Raw genomic sequence first — 21,615 nt, forward strand, 5'->3', positions numbered from 1 at the left:
AGGGGCGCGCCCTGAAGCCCTGGGTGACGCGCTGGTCGCCCACGTGCGCGGGCTGATTGGCGATGTCGTCCGATGTGAGGGAGAGAGATCCGCCGTCGCGAGCGTGCGCGCGCGTACACGCAACTATGCGCGGGATGAATCAAACCGGCGCGCGGATGCTCGCGTGGCGCCCTGCGGATCGAGCGCCGGTGTTCGGCTCGGAGCGCGGCGCGGTCGAGCCAAGGTCGGACGTTCCGTGCGACGCCGACGCCTGGCGCGATGGCCACGTCGCTCCGCGGACCAGGCGCGGAAGGCGGCCGATTTTTCTGGACAGCGCTGTCCATAATGGTAGGGTCTCAGGGTGGCGAGGGCGAAGGAGTTCGATCGCGAGGTCGCGCTGGAAGCGGCGAAGGCCGTGTTCTGGCGTCAGGGCTACGAGGCCACCTCGACGGAGGATCTGCGCCACGCGATGGGGATCGGTCGGCAGAGCTTCTATGACTCGTTCCACGGCAAACGGGAGCTGTTCGTGGAGGTCCTCGAGCGTTACAACGCGGAGGGCGTGCGTGGCTGCGTGGCCCGGGTCGAGGCTGCGCCTTCAGCGCTCGCCGGGATCGAAGCGTTGTTGCTCTCCTTCTCCAGGGAGAGAGCGGAGCAACGTCTGCTCGGCTGCATGGGGGTGACGGCGGTCTGCGAGCTCGGGGTGAGCGACGCGGACGTCTCGCGCGTGGGCGCGGCGAGCGCTGCGCGCCTGGAGGGTCTGCTCGAGCAGCAGCTGAAGCGGGCCAAGGCGGCGGGCGAGGTGCGCGACTCGGTCGACGAGCGCAAACAGGCTCGCCTGCTGTACGCAGCGATCATCGGCATGAAGGTGATGTCCAAGGCGGGCGCCAGCGCGGAGGCGCTGCGCGACGTGGCGAACGCGGCGCTGGACGGCCTGCGCGCGCGCTCCAGCGGCGCACGGGGCTCGAAGGCGGGGCGCTCGGCCTCGGACTGAGCATCGCGCGCCCTCTCACCCCCAAACCCCTTCGAGCCGCCTCGAGCGGCATTTTTTTATCCCTATTCTGGACAGATCTGTCCAAAAACATTCGTTCATTCCTCAGGAGATGTCATGCAAAGGAAGCTGGAAGGTAAAGTCGCTCTCATCACCGGCGGGACCAGCGGCATTGGCCTGGCCGCTGCCCAGCTCTTTCACGCCGAAGGCGCGCGGGTGATCGCGACTGGCCGGAGCAGCGCGACGCTGGAAGCGGCGCGCGCGGCGCTGCACCCCGACATCGAGCTGCTGCGGTCGGACTCCGGCGACGGCGCCGCCATCGCGGCGCTCTTCGCCCACGTCGGCGAGCGCCACGGGCGCCTCGACGTGCTGTTTCTGAACGCGGGTATCCTGCGCGGGGGCACGATCGCCGCGCAGCCCGAGGCCGACTTCGACGAGGTGTTTCGCGTCAACGTCAAGGGGCCGTGGCTCGCTCTGAAGGCGGCCACTCCGCTCCTGCGCCGCGGCGGCGCCGTCGTGCTCAACGCCTCCATCAACGCTCACCTCGGCATGGCCGGCGCGAGCGCCTACGCTGCCTCCAAGGCGGCGGTTCGCTCGCTGGCGCGAACGGCGGCGTCCGAGCTCGCGAGCGCCGGCGTGCGGGTGAACGTCCTGAGCCCTGGCCCCACCGACACCGGAATCATCGAAAAGACGCAACCGCGCGACCAGGTCGCGGCCGTCCACGCCTCGCTCACCGAGCGCATCCTGCTCAAGCGCCTCGGGTCGAGCGAGGAGATCGCCCGCGCGGCACTGTTCCTCGCCAGCGACGACTCCTCGTTCATGACCGGCGAGGAGATCGTGGTCGACGGCGGCATGACGCGCGTATAGAACGCCCGGTCAGGCGCGACGCCTTGCCGGATGCGAACCGTCCCGTCCTCGGCTGTTTCCAGGTTCCTGGCCCCAAGCCCGTGTGAACGCATCCGGCTGCACCGCCTCGGCACCCCGACGCGCCGACGTAGCCTTGGAGCAACGTGACACCTACACATCAGCGCCGGTGGCTGCGGCGGCTCGCCTGCCCCCATCGTCCTGTGCACGCCCTCCATCTGCTCCTGGAACGTCTCATCGAACAGCTTGAGGGAGCAGCGTGAGAGGATCATGTCGCGCCTTGCTCAAGGCACAGACATCACCATACAGACGACCTGAGCCCCATCGCAGTTTCTGGCATCGTTTTCCTGCCTTGACTGCGATACATAAAAACAAATATATGGATCCTCTTCTTTTGCAAGGCGAGGAAATCATGGCGTGGAGACACCCGCTGGGTGGTTTGTTCGGGCTAACATGCATCGTGGTGGCGGGTAGCGCTTCGTGCGTCGTTGACGCCGAGGTGGAGGACGCGCCTCTTGGCACGGATGTCGTCGAGGCTGCGGCCCCGAGGCCGAGCCAGCGTGCGATGATGCCGCCGGAGCTGCGGGCCGCCTACATCGCGGCGGTGCAGGCAGAGGCCTCAGAGGCATACCGCGCGGAGCAAGGGGGAGCGGCGGTCCGGGTGCAGAACCCGGCGCAGCGGTTTGGCGCGGAGCTCACCACCTCGGGGGTGACGATCGCGCCGAGCGAGGGGCGGGGCGACTGGCGCTGGTCGGTCGCCACCGTGGGTTATGGCTGCGACGGCGCGCTCGATCCCGTGCAGGCCGCGACGCCTACGGTCGCCGAGGGGCGCGTCGAGTACCGGCGCGGGGACCTCGTGGAGTGGTACGTCAATGGGCCGCTGGGACTGGAGCAGGGCTTCACGCTGGCCTCCGCGCCCGCGTGCAGGGCCGCGGGCGGTGGGCCGGTGACCGTCGCGCTGGAGGCCCAGAGCTCGCTGGAGGCGGCCCTCGCCGAGGGCGGGGACGCCGTCGAATGGCGAGACGCCGAGGGGCACGCGGTGGTGCGGTACACGGACCTGCACGTGGTCGATGCGATCGGGAAGGTCCTGCCAGCCAAGCTGGCCTTGAATGCGGGCCATGTATCGCTCCAGGTCGACGACGCCGGGGCTGTGTATCCGGTGGTTGTGGACCCGCTCGTCTGGACCGAGGAGGAGAAGCTCCTGCCCGCCAGCGGGGCAGTCAACGTAGGCTTCGGCAGATCGGTCGCGATCAGCGACGATACGGCCGTCGTGGGCGCTGCCTACGAGTCGACGACGGTCGGCGGGAACCTGAGGAACGCTGGCGCGGCCTACGTCTTCGTCCGCTCCGGCTCCACCTGGACCCAGCAGGCCAGGCTCACGTGCAACGATCCGGGTACCGATGGCTGCGGGTGGTTTGGCTACTCCGTCGCGATCAGCGGGAACACCATCGCCGCCACGGCGCCCTCCAAGAGCGGCACGGGCGGAACCGCCGTCGGCGCGGTCTACGTGTTCGTCGGCTCGGGTTCCAGCTGGACCCTGGAGCAGAAGCTCAACGCCAGCGACTGCGTTCCAGGCGACTCCTTCGGCCAGTCGGTCGCGCTCGACGGAGACACCCTCGTCGCCAGCAGTAGTCATCATGACCATTCGGCCTCCAACACCGGCAGCGCCTATGTCTTCACCCGCTCCGGGTCCACCTGGACCGAGCAGCAAGAGCTCGTCGCGGGCGATGCCGCTGCGGGCGACGAGTTCGGCTCGTCAGTGTCGATCAGCGGGGATAGCATCGTCGTCGGCGCTCCCAACGATGACGCCCCGGGCTCCAACCAGGGTTCTGCCTACGTCTTCGTTCGTTCTGGCTCCAGCTGGACGCAGCAGGCAAAGCTGGTGAAGTGGGGGACGGCCTCGGGGCTGTACTTCGGGCTGAGTGTGGGGATCAGCGGAGACTCCGTGCTCGTGGGAGCCTACTACTACTCGAATCCGTGGAACACCTCGGGCGCTGCTTACGTCTTCGTCCGTTCTGGCTCCAGCTGGACCGGGCAGCAGGTGCTCGCTTCCACGAGTCCGGCTCCCTATGACTACTTCGGGATGTCCGTCGCGATCCAGGGCGACAGGGCCGTCATCGGCGCCACGGGCGCGGAGGCTGGCTCCGTCTCCGACACGGGGACGGCGTACGTCTTCGAGCGCTCCGGGTCCACCTGGACGCAGCAGCAAGAGCTCTCTGCCTCCGACGGAGCCAGCTCCGACATCTTCGGCACCACGGTCGCGCTCGACGGGGATACGATCGTGGTGGGCGCGTCGGGTGACGACGATTTCGGGAGCGGGTCGGGCTCGGCCTACGTCTTCGCGCCCTAGGACATCTGCCCCTCTCCTGCCGTCCGTCCGCGCCGCGCGCGGGCGGATGAGCCAGGTTCCGCGCCGCGGAGCACGAGGACGAGACGGCGCTGACGGAAGACGGGAGACGTCTGCATCAAACCCGCGCGAACAAGCGCTCTAGAGCACCGATATCCCCCTAAAACCCCCTCGCGGGCGGAGTCAGGCCGGGCGTGCGGGCGCCGGTCAGCACGCGGGCGGCGAGCAGGGCGGCGACAGCGAGCTTGTGGCGCGGCGGCGGGTCAAGGCGGGACGGCGAGCACGCGTGCAGCGTACCTCGACTCGGTCTCGAGGAGAGGGCACCCTGGCGCGCCGGACGGCGCGCGGGGCGCTCAGGGAGCGGGGGTGAAGGCGACGGTAAGCGTGTAGGGACCGCTGTCGAGCGGCCTGTAGGTGTCGACGATGACGAACAGGGGCTCGCCGCCGGTGACATCGATCACGAGCGTCTCGTCATCTCCGCGGCCTTCCTGGTCGACGCACGCGAGCTCGGAGCCGAAGTCCGCGCAGCTCTCGCGCACGTGGATGCCCAGGTCCGCCTCCGCGGACAGCGTCAGGGTGAGCGTGCCGTCGCTCGGCGGCGTGAACCTGCCGATCGTCTCCGGCGCGTCCCAGCCGAGGCAGCTGCCCTCGAACACCGACGTGCCGGTCGCGGTGTTGCCCGTGTTCTCGCCGATGACGAGCTCGACCGCGTCCTCGCACAGCACCTCGATCTCGTAGGCGCACAGGGCGGAGCATCCATCGCCGCTCGTGGTGTTGCCGTCGTCGCACTCCTCGGTCGGGCTGACGGTCCCGTCGCCGCAGACGGTCGGGGTGAAGCTGACGTTCAGCGTGTAGGGACCGGCCTCCTCCGGCACATAGCTGTCGACGACGATCGGCACGGTCTGGCCGTCGCGCACGTGGAGCTCGATCCGCTCTTCCTCGGGCAAACCATCCTCGAAGACGCCCGCGTCGGAGCAGTCGATCTCGGAGAGCATGTCCGCGCACGAGCTGCGGGCGTAGACGCTATGATCGGTCGGCGACTCGAGCTCGACCACGAGCGTGCCCGACTGCCCGGCGGGCGGCGTGAACAGGTGGATCTCTTCCGGCCCGTGCCCGGTGTTGCCGAGGAAGCAGGTCCCTTCCAGCCCGCTCGTGCCCCCCGACGTGTCGCCATGGATTGTCGTCGAGACGATGGGGGTCGCGCTCGCGCAGGCGGCCTCGGCGATCGGGGCGCAGGTCGCGGCGCAGTCGGTGTCCGCGCAGTCGTAGGACCCGTCCTCGTCGTCGTCCTCATCGTTCGCGCAGTCCGTCTCGCCGCGCACGCAGACGCCGCTCAGGGTGTCGCACACGCCGAGAGAGGGGCACTGCGCGTTCGAGGTGCACCTCGGGACGCAGGCCTGGATGCCGCCGCCGACGTCCTCGCAGGCATAACCGTCGCGGCAATCCGACGACGCGCTGCAGAGCGGAAGGCACGCGCCCACGCCCTCGAAGAGATCGAGACAGACCCCGCCGTCGCACTCTCCGCCCGGCACTGGCTCCTCCCCGGGCTCACACAGGTCCGAGCAGAGCCCGGAGGGGTATCCAAGTTCCCCCTCGGAGAGGCAGATATCCTCGGTGCACGCATCGTCCGTCGCGCAGGCCTCGTACAGCGAGCCCGTGGGCCCGCCGCCGCCCCCGCCGGCGCCGGTCGGCTCGGCGCCGCCGCTCCCGCCGGCGCCGGTCGGCTCGGCCCCGCCGCTCCCGCCGGCGCCGGTCGGCTCGGCCCCGCCGCTCCCGCCGGCGCCGGTCGGCTCGGCCCCGCCGCTCCCGCCGGCGCCGGTCGGCTCGGCGCCACCGCTCCCGCCGGTGCCGGTCGGCTCGGCGCCGCCGCTCCCGCCGGCGCCGGTCGGCTCGGCGCCGCCGCTCCCGCCGGTGCCGGTCGGCTCGGCCCCGCCGGCCCCGCCGGCCCCGCCGGTGCCGGTCGGCTCGGCCCCGCCGCTCCCGCCGGTGCCGGTCGGCTCGGCGCCACCGCTCCCGCCGGTGCCGGTCGGCTCGGCGCCACCGCTCCCGCCGCTCCCGCCGGTGCCGGTCGGCTCGGCGCCACCGCTCCCGCCTGTACCAGTTCCGGTGCTCGTGGCGCCGGCGCCGCCAGCGCCGCCGGACCCGCCATTGCCGCCGGCGCCGCCCTGGCCGTCATCGTCTCCGCATCCCGCGGCTGCCGACAGCGCCAGCACGAAAAGACCTGCAACGAGTCGTACGTTCATCCACCTGCTCCAACGCGTGAGAGAGTTGTCGTGACGCGAGGTGTGCCTCACCTGAGGAATCCCCTCATTTTACGGCCATGTTCAGCGGGGAAATTGAACAGGGAGGCGGGGAGACAGGGAGTATTTTGAAGATCTGTCTCCCCGTCTCCCCGTCTCCCCGTCTCCTCGCCTCCCTGCGAATTATCCGAAGAATCCGAGGGGATGATTCAGGTGCCTCACCCCATGGCGCAGCGTGATGCCATCTTCGGCGCAACCGCTCCGCCTGCCAACCCCTTTTCATGGGGGCCGCCTGCCTCGGCGCGCGCCGGTGTGCGCGGTCGCCGGATCCGGCCGGGGCTGCGCACCGCCGGGAGAATCCGCGCGCGGAGCACACAATGCGGCTGGATCGTCTGCTGGAAGGACTGCTTTTCTTTCATCAAACGTTCCGGGCTCGCCCTCCGACAGTACACCCATGGGGTAGTGGTCTCAGGCACATCGGCACGGAGGGCTCCCACCGCCTGGCGAATGTGCCAATGTGCCCGGGCGAGCGACCGATGACCAACGCCGGCCGCGCCCGCCCCTGGGCTGGGCGAGCCGCCCCTCAGTCGATCGCGAAGGTCGACAGGCGGGCGGCTCCACGGAACACGAGGTAGACGTCGTGTCGCCCGTACGCGCCGTCGAGCTCGGCGTTCGCGGTGGCGTAGGCGTACACGTCGCCCGTGCTCGGCACGACGGCGGTCCCGACCACCTTGCCGCGGACCGGATCGTCGAGCCGGATCTCGACGAGCGCGTCGCCCGCCTCGGCCCGGGCGAAGCCGCCGCTGAAGTGGCTGGCACCGCTGCCCAGCTCCACATCGGAGAAGCGGAGCCAGTCGCCCGCGGTGGCGCCCGCGGCATCGCCCCACTCCTTGCTCTCGTCGACCAGCTCGATGCCGGCGTGGTCGTCGAAGTCGACCGCTCGCGTCTCGCGGGCGAGGTCGCGCGCCGGGATGCGCTCGCCGCGCACGCGCACGACCGCGCTCCGGCGGATGTCGGCCGAGGAGGAGCCGACCATCAGCTCGACGCCGGCCGCCTCGAGGACCCAGCGGCCCCGAGTCACGTCCCAGTGGGCCAGGTCGGAGGCGGCGAGCTCGAGCTCGACCGTCCGCTTCTCGCCCGGCGCGAGGTGGATCCGCCGAAACGCCCGCAGCTGCTTGTTGGGCTGCGGATCGCGCGACGATGGCTGGCGGCTGTAGAGCTGAACGACCTCGTCGCCCGCCCGAAGGCTCGTGTTCGTGACGTCGACGCGCACCGAGATCGGGTCGCCGGCCTGGACCGACCGCGCGCTCAGCTGGAGGTTGTCGTACCCGAAGGTCGAGTACGACAGCCCGTACCCGAACGGGTAGAGCGGATCACCGTCGAAGTAGAGATAGGTCCGCCGGGCCTTGATGATGTCGTACTCGAGGACATCCGGCAGGTCGTCCGCCGAGCGGTACCAGGTCTGGGTCAGCCGCCCGGCAGGGTTGTGGTCGCCGAAGAGGACGTCGGAGATGGCATGCCCGGTTTCCTGGCCCGCATGGGTGGTCCACAGGATGGCGGGGACGCGGAGCTTCTCCCACGGGATGGTCAGCGGATAGCTGGTCTCGATCACGAGGATGGTGCGCGGATTGGCGGCGAGCACCGCCCGTACCAGGGCGGACTGCCGCTCGGCCAGCGCCATCGACGTGCGGTCGTGATCCTCACGCCCGTTGATGAACGGCATGCTGCCGACGACGACCACGGCGGCGTCGGCGCCCGTCGCCGCGCGCACCGCCTCGTCGACGCCGCTCCGGACCACGTCGATCGCGAAGTGAGCCGCGTTGGCCGCCTCGGTCGCGGTCAGGGCGAGCGCGCCGTCCTCGGCGATGGTCAGGTAGACCTCGGGGCCGGCCCAGTCGAACGCCTTCTCGTATCCGGCGTAGCGGATGACGTGCGTGCCGTCGCTCTGCGCCTCGAGGACGAACTGCTGCTGGACGAACCAGCCGTACGGCTGGGCGGAGTGGTTCGCGAAGTTGGGGCCGAAGTTGAAGCGGTCGACCACCTTGCCGTTGGCCGCGCTGCGCAGCGTGACGACCCCCTGCCCCCAGTCGAACACGTCGAACTCCTCGGTGGGACCGGCGCTGGCCGCGCTGACGCGCAGGACGTCCCCGTCCTCGTCCGCGCCGGCGGTCACGTAGCGGCCGCTCGCCACGTCGCGCAGCACGATCCGGTCCACGCCCTCGCTGGAGAGGACGGTGGCGCCGCCGAGCCGCTCGCGGATGCCGTCCAGCGGCGTGACCCGGTACGGGAGAGCCCCGGAGTACCAGTCCGTGTAGAGCGTGTCCGAGAGCGGCCCGACGACCGCGATCCGCCGCGTGGCCGACGGATCCAGCGGCAGGAGGCGACGCCTGTTCCCGAGCAGCACCACGGCCTCGTCGGCGGCCCGGCGGGCCAGCTGGCGGTGCGCCGGGCTGTCGATGACCTCGGGCCCGATGCCGGCATAGGGGCCCCCCTCCGGGTCGAAGTCGCCGAGCCGGAGGCGGACGGAGAGGACGTGCTCGACGGAGGCGTCGATGTCCTCCTCGGTGAGGAGCCCTTGCGCGAGCGCTGACTGGAGAATCTCGATGGTGTGCGCGCTGTTGGCGTCGTCGACGGTGAAGCTGTCCACGCCGGCCAGGAGCGTGGCCGCGAAGCCCTCCTCGTTCGTGGCGAAGTACCGCTGCGAGCCGGTCAAGTTGGTGGGGGCCCAGGCGTCGGACACGTTGTAGAGCGTCTTCTGCGTCCAGCTCCGCACGACCTCGCCGACATCCGGGTTGACGGTGGCCGGTCTGCCGTTGACCAGGTTGTAGGAGGTCATGACGCCGGTCACGGCGTCGGCGGCGATGGGCATCTTGAAGGCCAGCTCGTCATACTCGTGCTTCACCCGGGGGCGCAGGTTCGACGACGTGGTATCGCGATGGATCTCGTTGTTGTTGGCGAGGTAGTGCTTGATGACCGGCGCGGTCTTCAGGTAGAGCGGGTCGTCCCCTTCGAGGCCGCGCCCGTAGGCGGTGGCGATCACGCCGGAGAGGAGCGGGTCCTCGGAGTAGCCCTCCTCGTTGCGCCCCCAGCGCGGGTCGCGCAGCAGGTTGACCACGGGCGCCCATACCTGCAGACCCCAGACGCGCGGGGCGAGCGCGTGATAGCCGCGCACTTCGTCCCCGACAGCGTCGCCGACCTGCCGGATGAGATCCGGGTTCCATGTCGTCGCCAGGCCGATCGCCTGCGGGAACACCGTGCCGGTCGCCGTCACGACGGCGCCGCCGTTGTCACGATCGGTCGACCAGGCCACGCCGTGCAGCGCCTCGGTGCCGGCCTTGAAAGCCGGAACGCCGAGCCGCGGAATGGGAGGCTGGAACTGGTGCAGCAGCGAGATCTTCTCGTCCAGCGTGAGCCGGCCGAGGAGATCGCTGACGCGGACCTCGATCGGCAGACCGGGATCCTGGAACGGCAGCGTCTCACCCGCGCTCGAGCTCGAGGGGTGAAACACCAGCGCGAGGACGAGCGGAACGGAAGCAGCGATTGAGCGATATCTCTTCATCGGTAGTCTCCTTTGGGGCCGGTCGCCGTGGGCGAGCCCTTCTCTTCCAGCGTGATGACCAGCTCGCCGCCGGCCGCCCTGACCAGCGCTCCCCGCGGGTGCTCCGCGCTCTCCCCGCCTTTGACGGCGACGACGCGGCGGTTGACGAGGAGAACGCTCCAGGCACCCGGGGCGCCCGCGGCCGCGACCCGCACCACCGGGCCGGTCCGGGACGTGGTGAACGTCGTGACCGCGTCCCCGCCCGCGCCCGGGATCACGGTGGTGACGCGGGCGCCGTCCGCCGGCTCGTACACGCGCAGCGTCACGCCGTTCGCGTGGTCGTAGTCGGGGCGGTCCTCCACCGCGCCCTCGGGGATCACCGCCCCCGGCCGAGCGAGCAGCGGCACGCTGTCGAACCCGTGGCGCTCGCGCACCCAGCGGCCGCCCTCGACGCGCTCCCCGGTGAGGTAGTGCGTCCACACGCCGCGCGGCACATAATAGGAGAGCTCCCCGTCGGCGGAGAAGACGGGCGCCACGAGCAGGTCGTCGCCCAGCATGTACTGCCGCTCCAGGTGCGTGCAGGCCGGGTCGTCCGGGAACTCGACGACCATCGCGCGCACCACCGGCAGGCCCTCGCCGTACGCCTGCCGCGCGGCCCCGGCCAGGTAGGGCATCAGCCGCATCTTCAGCCGGGTGAAGCGCCGCAGCACCTCCACACACTCCTCGTCGAAAAGCCACGGCACCCGGTAAGAGCCGCTTCCGTGCAGCCGGCTGTGCGACGACAGGAGCCCGAACGCGATCCATCGTTTGAACACCGCCGGGTCGGGGGTGCCCTCGAACCCGCCGATGTCGTGGCTCCAGAAGCCGAAGCCCGTCATGCCCAGCGACAGCCCGCCCCGCAGGCTCTCCCCCATCCCCTCGAACGTCGACTCGCAGTCTCCGCCCCAGTGCACAGGGAACTGCTGCCCGCCCGCCGTGGCCGAGCGAGCGAACACGACCGCCTCGCCCTCGCCGCGCCGCTTGCGCAGGAGCTCGAACACCGTCTGGTTGTAGAGGTGGGTATAGTAGTTGTGCCCGCGCTCCGGGTCGGACCCGTCGTGGTAGACGACGTCGGTGGGGATGCGCTCGCCGAAGTCGGTCTTGAAGCAGTCCACGCCCATCTCGAGCAGCGCGTCGAGCTTGGCGGCGTACCAGGCGCGGGCCTCGGGGTTCGTGAAGTCGACGATGCCCATGCCCGGCTGCCACAGGTCCCACTGCCACACGTCGCCGTTCGGGCGCCGCAGCAGGTAGCCGCGCGCCCTGCCCTCCTCGAACAGCGGCGAGCGCTGCCCGATGTAGGGGTTGATCCAGACACAGATGCGCAGGCCGCGCTCCCTGAGCCGGCGCAGCATCCCGGGCGGGTCGGGGAACACGCGCGGGTCCCACTCGAAATCGCACCACCGGAACTCGCGCATCCAGAAGCAGTCGAAGTGGAACACGCTGAGCGGCAGGCCCCGCTTGGCCATCCCGTCGATGAACGAGGTGACCGTCGCCTCGTCGTAATTGGTGATGAACGAGGTGGACAGCCACAGCCCGTACGACCAGTCCGGCACCCGCGCGGGCCGCCCGGTGAGCGCGGTGTACTTGCGCAGGATCTCCCTCGGCGTCGGCCCGTAGATGACGAAGTAGCGCATCGACTGGCCCTCGACGCTGAACTGCGTCCGCGACACCGCCTCGGAGGCCACCTCGAACGACACGCGCCCGGGATGGTCGACGAACACGCCGTAGCCCGCGTTGGTGAGGAAGAACGGCGCGTTCTTGTACGCCTGCTCGCTGGACGTGCCGCCGTCGTTGTTCCAGATCTCCACGACCTGGCCGTTCTTGACCAGCGACCCGAACCGCTCGCCGAGGCCGTACACGAAGTGGTCCACGCCGAGGTCGAGCTGCTCGCGCACGTAGTGGCGGCCGTCGTCTGTGTCGATGATCGCCATCGCCTTCCGCGCGCTGCCGGTGAGGCGGCGGCCCCCGGCCAGGAAGTCGAGCCTCCACCCGTCGTCGCGCCCGACCCGCCCGCGCCCGATCCGCACCGACAGCGCGCCGGAGGTCAGCGTGGCCGCGTCCTCGTCCACCTTCACCTCCCCGGTCGGGTCGGTGGCCAGCTCGAACGCCGGGCCGCGGGGCCGCGCGCCCGCGAAGTGCGTGATGGTGACGCCGATGACGTCAGGCATCGGCGACGCGCAGGTGACGGTCACCACCGGTCCCTTGAGCAGGTCGCCGCGGTGCCGGATCCGCTGGACGGGCGCCTGCACGACGAACGACGCTGGCCCGGCGTCGTTGTCGATGTCGACGTCGAGGACCTGCATCGGGTAGACCGCGTGCACACCCTTGCACATCTCCCAATAACCGTCGGTGAACTTCATTCTTTGATCGCTCCTGCTGTGAGTCCGCGCGATAGCGTGCGCTGGAAGATGAGGTAGAAGACGACGGTCGGCAGCAGGCCGAGCAGCGCGGCGGCGCTGGACATGGTGGCGTCCATCAGCCGCTGTCCCTGCAGCACGCCGAGCGCGACCGAGACCGTCTGATTGTCGTTGGAGATGAGGAAGATGAGGGGGATCAGGAACTCGTTCCAGGTCCAGATGAAGAAGAAGACGAGCATCACCGCCAGCGTGGGCCGCACGACCGGCACGACCACCCGCCACAGGATCTGCCACCGGTTGGCGCCGTCTATCCGCGCCGCGTCGAGCAGCGGCCGGGGGAACGCCGACATCACCGACGACAGCAGGTACGTGCCGAACGCGCTCTGGATGATGGTGAATACGATGATGACGCTGATCCGGGTGTCGTAGAGCCCGAGCTGGTTGGCCAGGTAGTACAGCGGGTAGACCAGCGATTCCTGCGGCAGCGTGTTGGCCATCAGCAGCAGGACGAGCACCCACATCCGGCCCTGGATCCGGCCGATGCCCAGCGCGTAGGCGTTCAGCACCGACAAAATGACCGCCAGCACGGCCACCGAGCCGCTGATGAGCAGGCTGTTGAGCAGGACGTGGCCGAAGCCGACGCGCTCCCAGAAGGCCCTGATCCCCTCGAGATGGAATCCCTCCGGCGGGGCGAGCGGGCCGTTGGCGGTGTACTCCGCCGGCGTCTTCAGCGCGTTGAAGACCACCACGGCAAAGGGGATCAGCATGATCGCGGCCAGCGCCGCCAGCGCCGCCAGCACCGCGTAGGCCGACGGACCCCGGCGGCGCCGCCGCGGCCGGCTCCGCGCGGGCGCGCTCACCGGGCTTTTGGCCAGCGTCGTGGTCACCGCTCCTCCCCCAGCTCACGGCCCTGCAGCCGCAGGAAGACGATGGTGAGCGCGATGACGATCAGCGTCAGCACGGTGGCGATCGCCGAGCCGTAGCCGACGTCGGTCTTCTCGAAGAAATGGACGTAGGAGTAGTAGGACGGCACGTTGGTCGCGCCTCCCGGGCCGCCCCTGGTGAGCACGAAGATGTGCGGGAACGCCTTGAGCGCGGCGATCGTCGTCCACAGCAGCACCACGAAGATCTCGGGCTTGATCTGCGGGACCGTGACGTACCAGAAGCGCTGCGCCCACGAGGCCCCGTCGATCTCGGCCGCCTCGTACAGCGAGGGGTCCACGCGCTGCAGCCCGGACATGAAGATCACGAGGGGGAATCCGATCTGGATCCAGACCATGACCCCCATGACGCTCCACAGCGCGGTGGCGGGATCGCCGAGCCAGTCGTGCGCGAGCGAGCCGAGCCCGATCGCGCCCAGCAGGACGTTCACCGCGCCGTTCTCGGGGGCCAGCAGCCAGCTCCACACGATGCCCGCGATGACGATCGGCAGGACCTGCGGCAGGTAGATGCAGGCGCGCAGGGCGCTGGCGGTGCGCGGGCCGAAGTGCCGGTCGATCAGGTCGGTCAGGACCGAGGCCAGCACGAGCCCGATCATCGTCGGGAGGATCGCCATCCCGACGATGACCAGCGCGTTGTGCCGGAACGACGCCCAGAACTCGCCGTCCGTCGCCAGCTCCCGGTAGTTGTCCAGCCCCACCCACGTCGGGGTGCCGACGCCGGCCCACTCGGTGAAGCTGGTCCCGATGTTCATCAGGAACGGCACCCCGATGACCCCGGTGAACAGCAGCAGTCCGGGGATCAGGTAGGGCAGGTAGGCGAGCCGGGCACGCCCTGTCGCGCTGCGTGCTGTCACTTGGGCAGGCCGCTGTCGTAGGTCTTCTGGAGACCGCTGAGCACCGACTGCGGCGATTCGCCGTTCATGAGCTTCTGGGTCTGCGAGACCCACTGGTCGTAGAAGCCCGGGGCCGGCCAGTCCGGGTAGTACGCCAGGCCGTTCGACTGGGCGAGGGTGGTGAAGCCGTCGATGAGCTTCTTGGCCCTGGGCTCGGTGATGGCCGCGCTGTCGGCCGCCACCGGGACGCCGCCCGCGTTGCCGAGGATGTTCTGGATCTTCTTCTGCAGCGTGATGTCGATGAAGTCGTAGGCGAGCTGCTTGTTCTTCGATCCCTTCGGGACGACCCACAGGTTGCCGCCCGATCCGAGGGTCATCCTGGCGCCGGGCCACACGAAGGTATCCCAGTCGAACTTGGCCTCCTTGGCCACGCGCCCGAACCACCAGTTCCCGGAGAACATCATCGGGAACTTGCCGCTCATGAACGCCACGCCGGCGTCCTCGCCCTTGGTGCTGACCGAGCTCTTGGCGATGTAGCCCTTCGTCACCCAGTCGGCGAACGTGGTCGCCGCGTACGTCCACGCCGGGTCGGTGAAGTCGGTCTTGCCTGTGTAGCGCTGGAACGCGTTGACCCACGGCTCGTCGGCCTTGTCCAGCGCGAGCTGGTAGACGTACTGCTGCGCCATGTACTCGGCGCCGCCGTTGGCCAGCGGCGTGACGCCCTTGGCGACGAACGCGTCCATCACCTTGGTGAACTCGTCGAACGTGGTCGGGACCTTGACGTCGTGTTGCTTGAACAGGTCCTTGTTGTAATAGACCTGCGTGTACTCGGCGTAGGTGGGCACCCCGTACCACTTGTCGCCGCCCATGATGCCCTTGTCGTCGTACTTGGCGACGACCTGCACGCTCGGGCTGAGCAGCTTGTCCCAGCCGCGCTTCTTGACCTCGGGGGTGATCTCCTCGAGCAGGCCCTGCCTGGCGAGCAGCCCGGCGGTCGCGTTGCCCTTGTTGTACTCCATGACGTCGGGGGCGCTCTGGGAGTTCACGATCATGGGCGCGGTCTTCTGGATCTGCTCGAAGCCCTTCAGCTCGAGCTTGACCTTCACGCCCGGATGGGTGGCCTCGAACTCCTTGATGGCCTCGTTCCAGGCCACGCCCATGCCGCTCTCGGGAGCCTCGTAGTGCCAGACCCGCAGCTCCTTGGCGCCAGGCTCGCCGCCGTCGCTGCGACCGCACGCGACCAGCGTCAGGGCCCCTGCGGCGAGCACGGGGAGCAGCGCTGCGCCCGCGACCCTCTTGATCATAAATTTCCTCCGGGGTGAGAAATGGACATCGGCCCTCCTTTTCGAAGCGCTCCGAGTGCGGGGATGATAAACCCGTGTGAACGTTCACACAACAAGGAAATCACACAAAACGCTCGTCACATGTTCACCTGGGAGAATGTGAGCAACCGTCGCGACGAGGCGCACCGGGAGGCAGCACCCATGAAAATCGTGGGAAGAGTGAAGCCGCCAAGGCACCGAGAGAGCACAGGGGTATCGCTCCTCGCGGCGTCCTCGGCGGTTTGCGCGCTCTCGCCGGGGTGGTGCTGTCATTTGCCCAGAGAGGGTTCACATGAAGGCGGTAAGGCGGGAAGACCATTGAGATTTTCTTCCCGCCTTACCACCTTCATGTTCAAATGACAGCACTACCCTCGCCGGTGCGGCTTCACTGCACGGCGGCCGCACGGTCCAGGCGAGCGTGGGCGCGACCGTGATCGTGAGGGTCGAGCCGCCCGCGCGGGCGGCATCCGACGCGATCAGCTTCATACTTCAGCAAAATTCATAACCTCAACCTCAAAAAAAGAACAATATGGATCTGGGATTAGAGAACAAGGTCGTCATGGTCACCGGGGGCGCCAGAGGTATCGGAGAAGGCATCGTACGAGCGCTCGCAGAGGAGAAAGCCATTCCGATAATCATCGGACGTGACGAGAGCGACAATTTGAAGCTATGTCGATCGATCGTTTCGCAAGGGTCCAAGTGCGGCCATGTAACCGCCGAGCTTGCGTCGAACGACGCGTGCAGGCGGGCCGTTGAAGAGACGATGTCAAAATTCGAAAGGATCGACGCGCTCGTCAACAACGCAGGCGTGAATGACGGCGTGGGCCTGGCTTCGGGGAGCTATGAGAAATTCATCGACTCGCTCCACAAAAACCTGATCCATTATTATTTGATGGCGCACTATTCATTGCCGGAACTGATTCGCAGCAAAGGTTCAATCGTCAACATCGGATCGAAGACGGCCGAAACAGGGCAAGGCAATACCTCCGCATATGCCGCCTCCAACGGAGGGCGGAACGCGCTCACGCGCGAATGGGCGGTGGAGCTTCTGCCCTACGAGGTTCGGGTGAACTCTGTAATTGTTGCAGAATGCTATACCCCAGCATATGACACCTGGATCAAAAAATTTCCTGATCCCGAAGAAAAATTAAAGCTGATAAATGACAAAATTCCATTGGGAAAAAGAATGACTACAAAGGAAGAAATCGCCGCGATGGTAGTTTTTTTGCTTTCACAAAAGTCCTCGCACATCACCGGACAGCTCATTCATGTCGATGGAGGATATGTACACCTCGATCGTGCACTGCTTTGATTTGGTGCGACCGCACGCGGCCAGCGTCAGGGACCCCGCGGCGGTGGTGCTGTCATTTGCCCAGAGAGGGTTCACATGAAGGCGGTAAGGCGGGAAGATCATTGAGATTTTCTTCCCGCCTTACCGCCTTCATGTTCAAATGACAGCACTACCCCCCGCGGCGAGCACGGCGAGCAGCGCTGCGACCGCGACTCTCTCGATCATGACTTCCTTCGGGGCGAGAAACGGACATCGGTCCTCCTTGTCGATGCGCATCGAGCGACGGCGGGGTGAACATCATGTGAACGTTCACATCACGGCAGGATCATACAAATTCTGGCCATGCGTTCACCTGGGATATTGTAGGTGACCGTCGCCGCCAGGCGCACCTCAGGGCAGCGCCCATCAGGGGCACGCTCAGCGCCGCGCCCGAACCTGGCGCCACGCCCACCGCCGTGCCGAGGCCGCCCCGACCTCGGCCGCTCGTTTCGCAGAGCCGGAACGCGCCCCTCAGCGCCATCCACTCCTGGAACTCTCATCCGGCCTGCCTCAAACCTGTTGGCATTCTCCGGATCCAGGCTCAGTACTCGGTGACGTTCTCCGGGGGGACGTCGCGGAACACGCGGTCGCTCTTGTCGCCCGAGCCGGCGAACTCGTACGTGAGGTCGTGATGGCGGACGAAGCAGAGCGGGCTGTCGCTCTGCACGACCGCCGAGACGACGCCGGTCACCGTGACGGTGTTCAGGTCGATGTGCAGCTCGAAGCCCGTCCCGCCGTTCTGGCGCACGAGCTTGCCCATCTCGGCGCCCGTGAAGCGCTCGATCCGGACGTCGCACGGCGCGTTGAACTGGAACATCTTGTCGGCGGCCTTGTATCCCTTGCTGTCCTTGATGGTGATGGCGCCGCCGGGGAAGTAGCTGCGGACCGACGCCGCGTCCTCTCCGACGTCCTCCCAGGTGATGTTCTCGAGCGCGTTGTCGCCCATCATGTGGATCCCCTCACAGCCGGGGTAGGCGATGGTCACGTTCTTCACGCTGGCCCCCGGCGCGAGCAGGAAGAAGGGCCGCTGGCTCTCGGCCTGCTCACCCTTCGACGTGTCGCATTTCATGGCGGCGACGTCGGCGGTCAGCGTCTCGCCCTTGCCGTCGTACACCGCGTTGGGAGGGACGAAGAGGGTCTGGGAGATCGTCCGGGCGGTGCCCGTGCCCTCCGTGGCGTAGGTGAGCGGTCCGACCTCCTCGGTGATGTAACCCTCGTAGGCCTCGGCCAGCTCCTCGTCCGCCGGCGTGAACTCCCGGAGGATATCGAGCGGGTCGCCGGTGGGGACGACGCCGCCGGCACCCGAGCTCGCTGCGACGCTGCCAGCGCCGTCGCCGCCGCTGCCCGAGCTGGCGGCGCTCGTGCTCGTCGCGCCGCTGGTCACACCGCTGCTGGAGCCGGCGCCGCCGCTGCCCGAGCCTGCGGCGCTCGAGCTCGTCACGCCGCTGCCGACAGACCCGCTCCCCGAGCTGCCGATGGTGGTGCTCCCGCCCGGTTCGCTGGTACCCCCGCCCGTGTCGGAGGCCCCGTCGCCGGGCTGCGCCGAGCACGCCCAGACGAGTGAAAGCGCTGGGATCAGGAGCCCGGCGCGGAGCCGGGCAGAAGCAATCAATGCTCTCGTCGACATGGAACCTCGCTCGTTTGTCATGCGACCGGGGACGACAGGGCGCCGGCGCCGCTCGTGGACGCACAGCGATCTATCCAGAGGTGCGTGGTCCCGGTCCGGTCGCCCCCTGCGATCCTTGTCGAGCGTCACCTGTGCAACGGGTGTGCCGCGCGGCGCGGTGTGGGCCCGGCCGCCATGCGGCCCGCGCGTCGTCCGACGCGGTGGCCGCAATAGCCCCTCTCTGGCCTGATGTCCGCCGGCGCCCGCGTGAGCGGGTGGCCACGCGACACCGGCGGAGCTCCCGCGGACAGCGCCGCTGGTCGACGTGCCGTCAACACCGGCGCCGTCAACCGCGTCAACCTCTGGTTGACGTCGCCGCGCCATGACGCGCACTGACAAGGACGCTCACGTCGCGAGCACAGCCGGACGGGAACGCCCTCGCGGCCCCGGCGGATCGCGCAAGGGACCTTTCGTCACCCGTGGCGAGCGGCGCTTCGGCCTTGACACCCTCGATTCGTTTTGCTCCTCCTGTCGAGCAGGATCTCCATGAAGCTCTTCTACGCTCCCACTTCCCCCTTTGCCCGCAAGGTGCGGGTCACCGCGCACGAGCTGCACCTCGGAGATCGCATCGAGCTCGTGCTGGTCAATCCATGGTCGGACGCGGAGCTGCGGTCCCTGAACCCGCTGGCGAAGGTTCCGACGCTGGTCCTCGACGATGGGCAGGTGCTCTTCGAGTCCGCGCTCATCTGCGAATACCTCGACCACCACGCGGCCGGGGGGCTGTACCCAGCGCCCGGAGAGGCGCGGTGGAGCGCCCTGCTCCGGCAGGGGATTGCGGACGGCATCAACGCCGCCGCCGGGCGCCTCTTCGCCGACGAGCATCGCCCTTCCAACGAGCGTTCGGGCAGCGTCATGCAGCGCCAGGCGGCTGCCATCGAGGCCGGCCTCGACAGGCTGGAGCGCGACGCCGGGAAGCTATCGAGGGAGCTCGCGGACATCGGCGCAATCTCGGCCGCCTGCGCGCTCGGCTACCTCGACTTCCGCTGGCCCGACCGGGCGTGGAGAGACGGCCGGAGCAGCCTAACGCGCTGGTTCGACGTCGCCGGCCAGCGGCTGTCCATGGTCGCCACGCAGCATCACCTGCCGTGATGTCCTGAAGACGCCCGCCCCAACAGTTATTGCGCCGGAGCCGAACAGCATCACGTAGGCGTGACGACCTCCCCTGGATCAAATATCCGATCCTGAATTGGCAACGGGCGAGCTGAGCACCGGCCGCTGGCTCGCAGGTGACCCCGGGTGCGGGGAGATCCCTCCGCGCGTCACCCACGTTTGGCGCACGCCGGGAGCGCAGGACGCGCGACGGCTCGCGCAGCGAGCTCCCCTCACCAGCCCGAGCCACCGGCGCACCTGGGCCTGCTTGACGCGCTGCGTCCCGCGGGGCTCGTGCCAAGGACGCCCTCCGAAAACGTGCCTCTGCTCAGATCACCGCGGGGCCTCCTGGGCATATAGCACGACGAGTCCGGACGCCTGGTTCAGGCGCCGCCACGGGTCTGCTCCCAACGATTGAGGACTTCAGCAATGGACAGGGCACGAGGTTCGACCACCGGCGTGTTGCTCGCATGTTTCTTCGTCGCTTGCGGTTCTTCGCCCAGCGCGACAGAGCCCGAGGGCTCGGGCGGGTCGGGCGCCTCGGGGACCGGAGCGGCCGGCTCGACGGCATCGGCCGGCTCGACGGCACCGGCCGGCTCGATGGCATCGGCCGGACCAGGCGTGGGCGGCTCGACGGGCTCCGGCGGCGCCGGCGGCGATCCTCCGACCGGAGACGGCGGCGCTGGCGGCTCGTCCACCGGCGGCGGGCCCCCCGTGATCGAACCGACGCTCATCACTTCCGGTCCGAACGACTACTGGAAGACAGGGGCGCCGACGGAAGCGACGGACGGGAATGCCGACGTGACCGTCAACGACGCGATGACGTACCAGCAATGGGACGGCTTCGGCGGCACCTTCAACGAGGCGGGCTGGAACGTGCTCTCGATGCTCAGCGACTCCGAGCGGGCGCGAGCCATCAAGCTGCTCTTCGACACAGAGGAGGGAGCAGCGTTCGTCTACGGACGCATACCCATCGGCGCCAGCGACTACGCGATGGATCGCTATACCCTCGACGAGACGCCGAACGATCACACGATGGCGGATTTCTCCATCGATCGGGACAGGGAGAAGCTGATCCCGTACATCAAGGCGGCGCTCGCGGTGAGGCCCGACCTCCACCTCTGGGCCAGCCCCTGGACGCCCCCCACCTGGATGAAGAGCAACGGCGCCATGGATGGCGGCAGGATGAAGGACGACGCCAACATCCTGCAGGCCTACGCCCTGTACTTCGCCAGATTCGTGGAAGCGTACGCCGACGAGGGCATCACCATCGAGGCCGTCCACCCGCAGAACGAGCCGAACTACGAGACGCGGTACCCGAGCTGCACATGGACGGGGCCGCTCATGGCCAAGTTCATCGGCGCCTATCTCGGGCCGACGCTGGCGGAGCGGGGGCTCACGACCGAGGTCTACCTCGGCACGATGTCCAACGCCGATAGCGGGAAGGACGGCACGATCCTCAGCGCGGTGACCGGCGACGCCACCGCGATGCGGTACGTCAAGGGCTTCGGGCTGCAGTGGAACATGCTGAGCAGCGTATCCGGCTTGCGATCGCGCAATCTGCCGATCGTGCAGACGGAGCACAAGTGCGGCAACTATCCCTGGAACCCTGCGGGCATGCCGCCGTTCAACGCGAGCGCGGCGCCGAACGACCATGCCTACGCCGAGGAGAGCTGGAAGCTCATCCGCGACTGGATCCAGGCAGGGGTGACCTCGTACAGCGCCTGGAACATGGTGCTGGACACGTCGGGGAAGAACCTGGACTCGCAGCGGCCATGGCCCCAGAACGCGCTCCTCACCGTGGACACGGGGACGAAGACGCTCAACGTCACCCCCGCCTACCACGTCTTCCGCCACGTCTCCGAGTACGTCGATCCGGGAGCGACGCGCGTCGGCACGACCGGCGGCGACGCGCTGGCCTTCAAGAACCCTGACGGCACCATTGTCACGGTTCTTTACAATTCCGGCAACGCAGCGAAGGCGACGACCCTCGGCGTGGCCGGCAAGAAGCTCCAGTTCAGCATTCCTGCCCACGGGTGGGCCACCGTGAACTGGAAGTGAGCCCGAGGCCTCGAGGTGGCC

General features: G+C 68.5%; 15 protein-coding genes. 6 read left to right on the plus strand and 9 right to left on the minus strand.

The genetic code is table 11. The features are described from left to right. The first annotated feature begins 340 nt into the window (after window positions 1-340). From WME85_RS40505 to WME85_RS40515, 3 genes are all read left to right on the plus strand, one after another. Window positions 341-970 carry a TetR/AcrR family transcriptional regulator gene (locus WME85_RS40505; RefSeq protein WP_437829055.1) on the plus strand — a complete coding sequence of 210 codons (630 nt, stop codon included), beginning with the start codon at window positions 341-343 and terminating at the stop codon, window positions 968-970. Window positions 971-1,084: 114 nt separating this feature from the next. Beyond that, window positions 1,085-1,834, plus strand: a complete 750-nt coding sequence (locus WME85_RS40510; protein WP_437829056.1) for an SDR family oxidoreductase — start codon at window positions 1,085-1,087, stop codon at window positions 1,832-1,834. Window positions 1,835-2,210: 376 nt separating this feature from the next. Then, window positions 2,211-4,181: an FG-GAP repeat protein gene (locus tag WME85_RS40515; protein ID WP_437829058.1), complete on the plus strand. Its 1,971-nt coding sequence runs from the start codon at window positions 2,211-2,213 to the stop codon at window positions 4,179-4,181. Window positions 4,182-4,531: 350 nt separating this feature from the next. Here WME85_RS40515 and WME85_RS40520 read toward each other — a convergent pair whose 3' ends face one another. From WME85_RS40520 to WME85_RS40550, 7 genes are all read right to left on the minus strand, one after another. After that, complete coding sequence (locus WME85_RS40520) at window positions 4,532-6,421, minus strand: DUF4215 domain-containing protein (RefSeq protein ID WP_437829059.1); 1,890 nt, start codon at window positions 6,419-6,421, stop codon at window positions 4,532-4,534. A 580-nt stretch (window positions 6,422-7,001) separates the two neighbouring features. Then, entirely contained in the window at window positions 7,002-9,977 is a 2,976-nt protein-coding gene (locus WME85_RS40525; protein WP_437829061.1) for a glycoside hydrolase family 3 C-terminal domain-containing protein, read from the minus strand. Further along, window positions 9,974-12,355 (minus strand): alpha-xylosidase, encoded by a 2,382-nt coding sequence (gene yicI / locus WME85_RS40530; protein ID WP_437829063.1) that lies wholly within the window; start codon window positions 12,353-12,355, stop codon window positions 9,974-9,976. Before yicI ends, WME85_RS40525 begins: the two co-directional genes overlap by 4 nt. Further along, entirely contained in the window at window positions 12,352-13,119 is a 768-nt protein-coding gene (locus tag WME85_RS40535; protein WP_437842497.1) for a carbohydrate ABC transporter permease, read from the minus strand. The genes yicI and WME85_RS40535 overlap by 4 nt, the downstream gene beginning before the upstream one ends. Before the next feature lie 116 nt (window positions 13,120-13,235). Continuing rightward, on the minus strand, window positions 13,236-14,147 hold the full coding sequence (locus WME85_RS40540) for a carbohydrate ABC transporter permease (protein ID WP_437829065.1): 912 nt from the start codon (window positions 14,145-14,147) through the stop codon (window positions 13,236-13,238). Further along, complete coding sequence (locus WME85_RS40545; RefSeq protein ID WP_437829067.1) at window positions 14,144-15,430, minus strand: ABC transporter substrate-binding protein; 1,287 nt, start codon at window positions 15,428-15,430, stop codon at window positions 14,144-14,146. Before WME85_RS40545 ends, WME85_RS40540 begins: the two co-directional genes overlap by 4 nt. A gap of 306 nt (window positions 15,431-15,736) precedes the next feature. Beyond that, entirely contained in the window at window positions 15,737-15,934 is a 198-nt protein-coding gene (locus WME85_RS40550; RefSeq protein WP_437829069.1) for a hypothetical protein, read from the minus strand. 43 nt (window positions 15,935-15,977) lie between these two features. Here WME85_RS40550 and WME85_RS40555 point away from each other — a divergent pair, with 43 nt between their 5' ends. Further along, window positions 15,978-16,760, plus strand: coding sequence for an SDR family oxidoreductase (locus tag WME85_RS40555; RefSeq protein WP_437829072.1), 783 nt, complete (start codon window positions 15,978-15,980; stop codon window positions 16,758-16,760). A 559-nt stretch (window positions 16,761-17,319) separates the two neighbouring features. Here the strand turns inward: WME85_RS40555 and WME85_RS40560 are convergent. After that, on the minus strand, window positions 17,320-18,405 hold the full coding sequence (locus WME85_RS40560; RefSeq protein ID WP_437829075.1) for a pectate lyase: 1,086 nt from the start codon (window positions 18,403-18,405) through the stop codon (window positions 17,320-17,322). A 525-nt stretch (window positions 18,406-18,930) separates the two neighbouring features. Between WME85_RS40560 and WME85_RS40565 the strand changes: the two genes are divergently transcribed. Then, window positions 18,931-19,533: a glutathione S-transferase N-terminal domain-containing protein gene (locus tag WME85_RS40565; protein WP_437829077.1), complete on the plus strand. Its 603-nt coding sequence runs from the start codon at window positions 18,931-18,933 to the stop codon at window positions 19,531-19,533. Window positions 19,534-19,916: 383 nt separating this feature from the next. Here the strand turns inward: WME85_RS40565 and WME85_RS40570 are convergent, their stop codons facing one another. After that, window positions 19,917-20,267 (minus strand): hypothetical protein, encoded by a 351-nt coding sequence (locus WME85_RS40570; protein ID WP_437829079.1) that lies wholly within the window; start codon window positions 20,265-20,267, stop codon window positions 19,917-19,919. On the opposite strand from WME85_RS40570, the gene WME85_RS40575 reads away from it, so the two are divergent. Continuing rightward, window positions 20,248-21,594: a glycoside hydrolase family 30 protein gene (locus WME85_RS40575; protein WP_437829080.1), complete on the plus strand. Its 1,347-nt coding sequence runs from the start codon at window positions 20,248-20,250 to the stop codon at window positions 21,592-21,594. The genes WME85_RS40570 and WME85_RS40575 overlap by 20 nt on opposite strands. The last annotated feature ends 21 nt before the right edge of the window (window positions 21,595-21,615 follow it).

Origin of the sequence: Sorangium sp. So ce1153, assembly GCF_051521595.1 — a bacterium.
Taxonomy (GTDB): Bacteria; Myxococcota_A; Polyangia; order Polyangiales; family Polyangiaceae; genus Sorangium.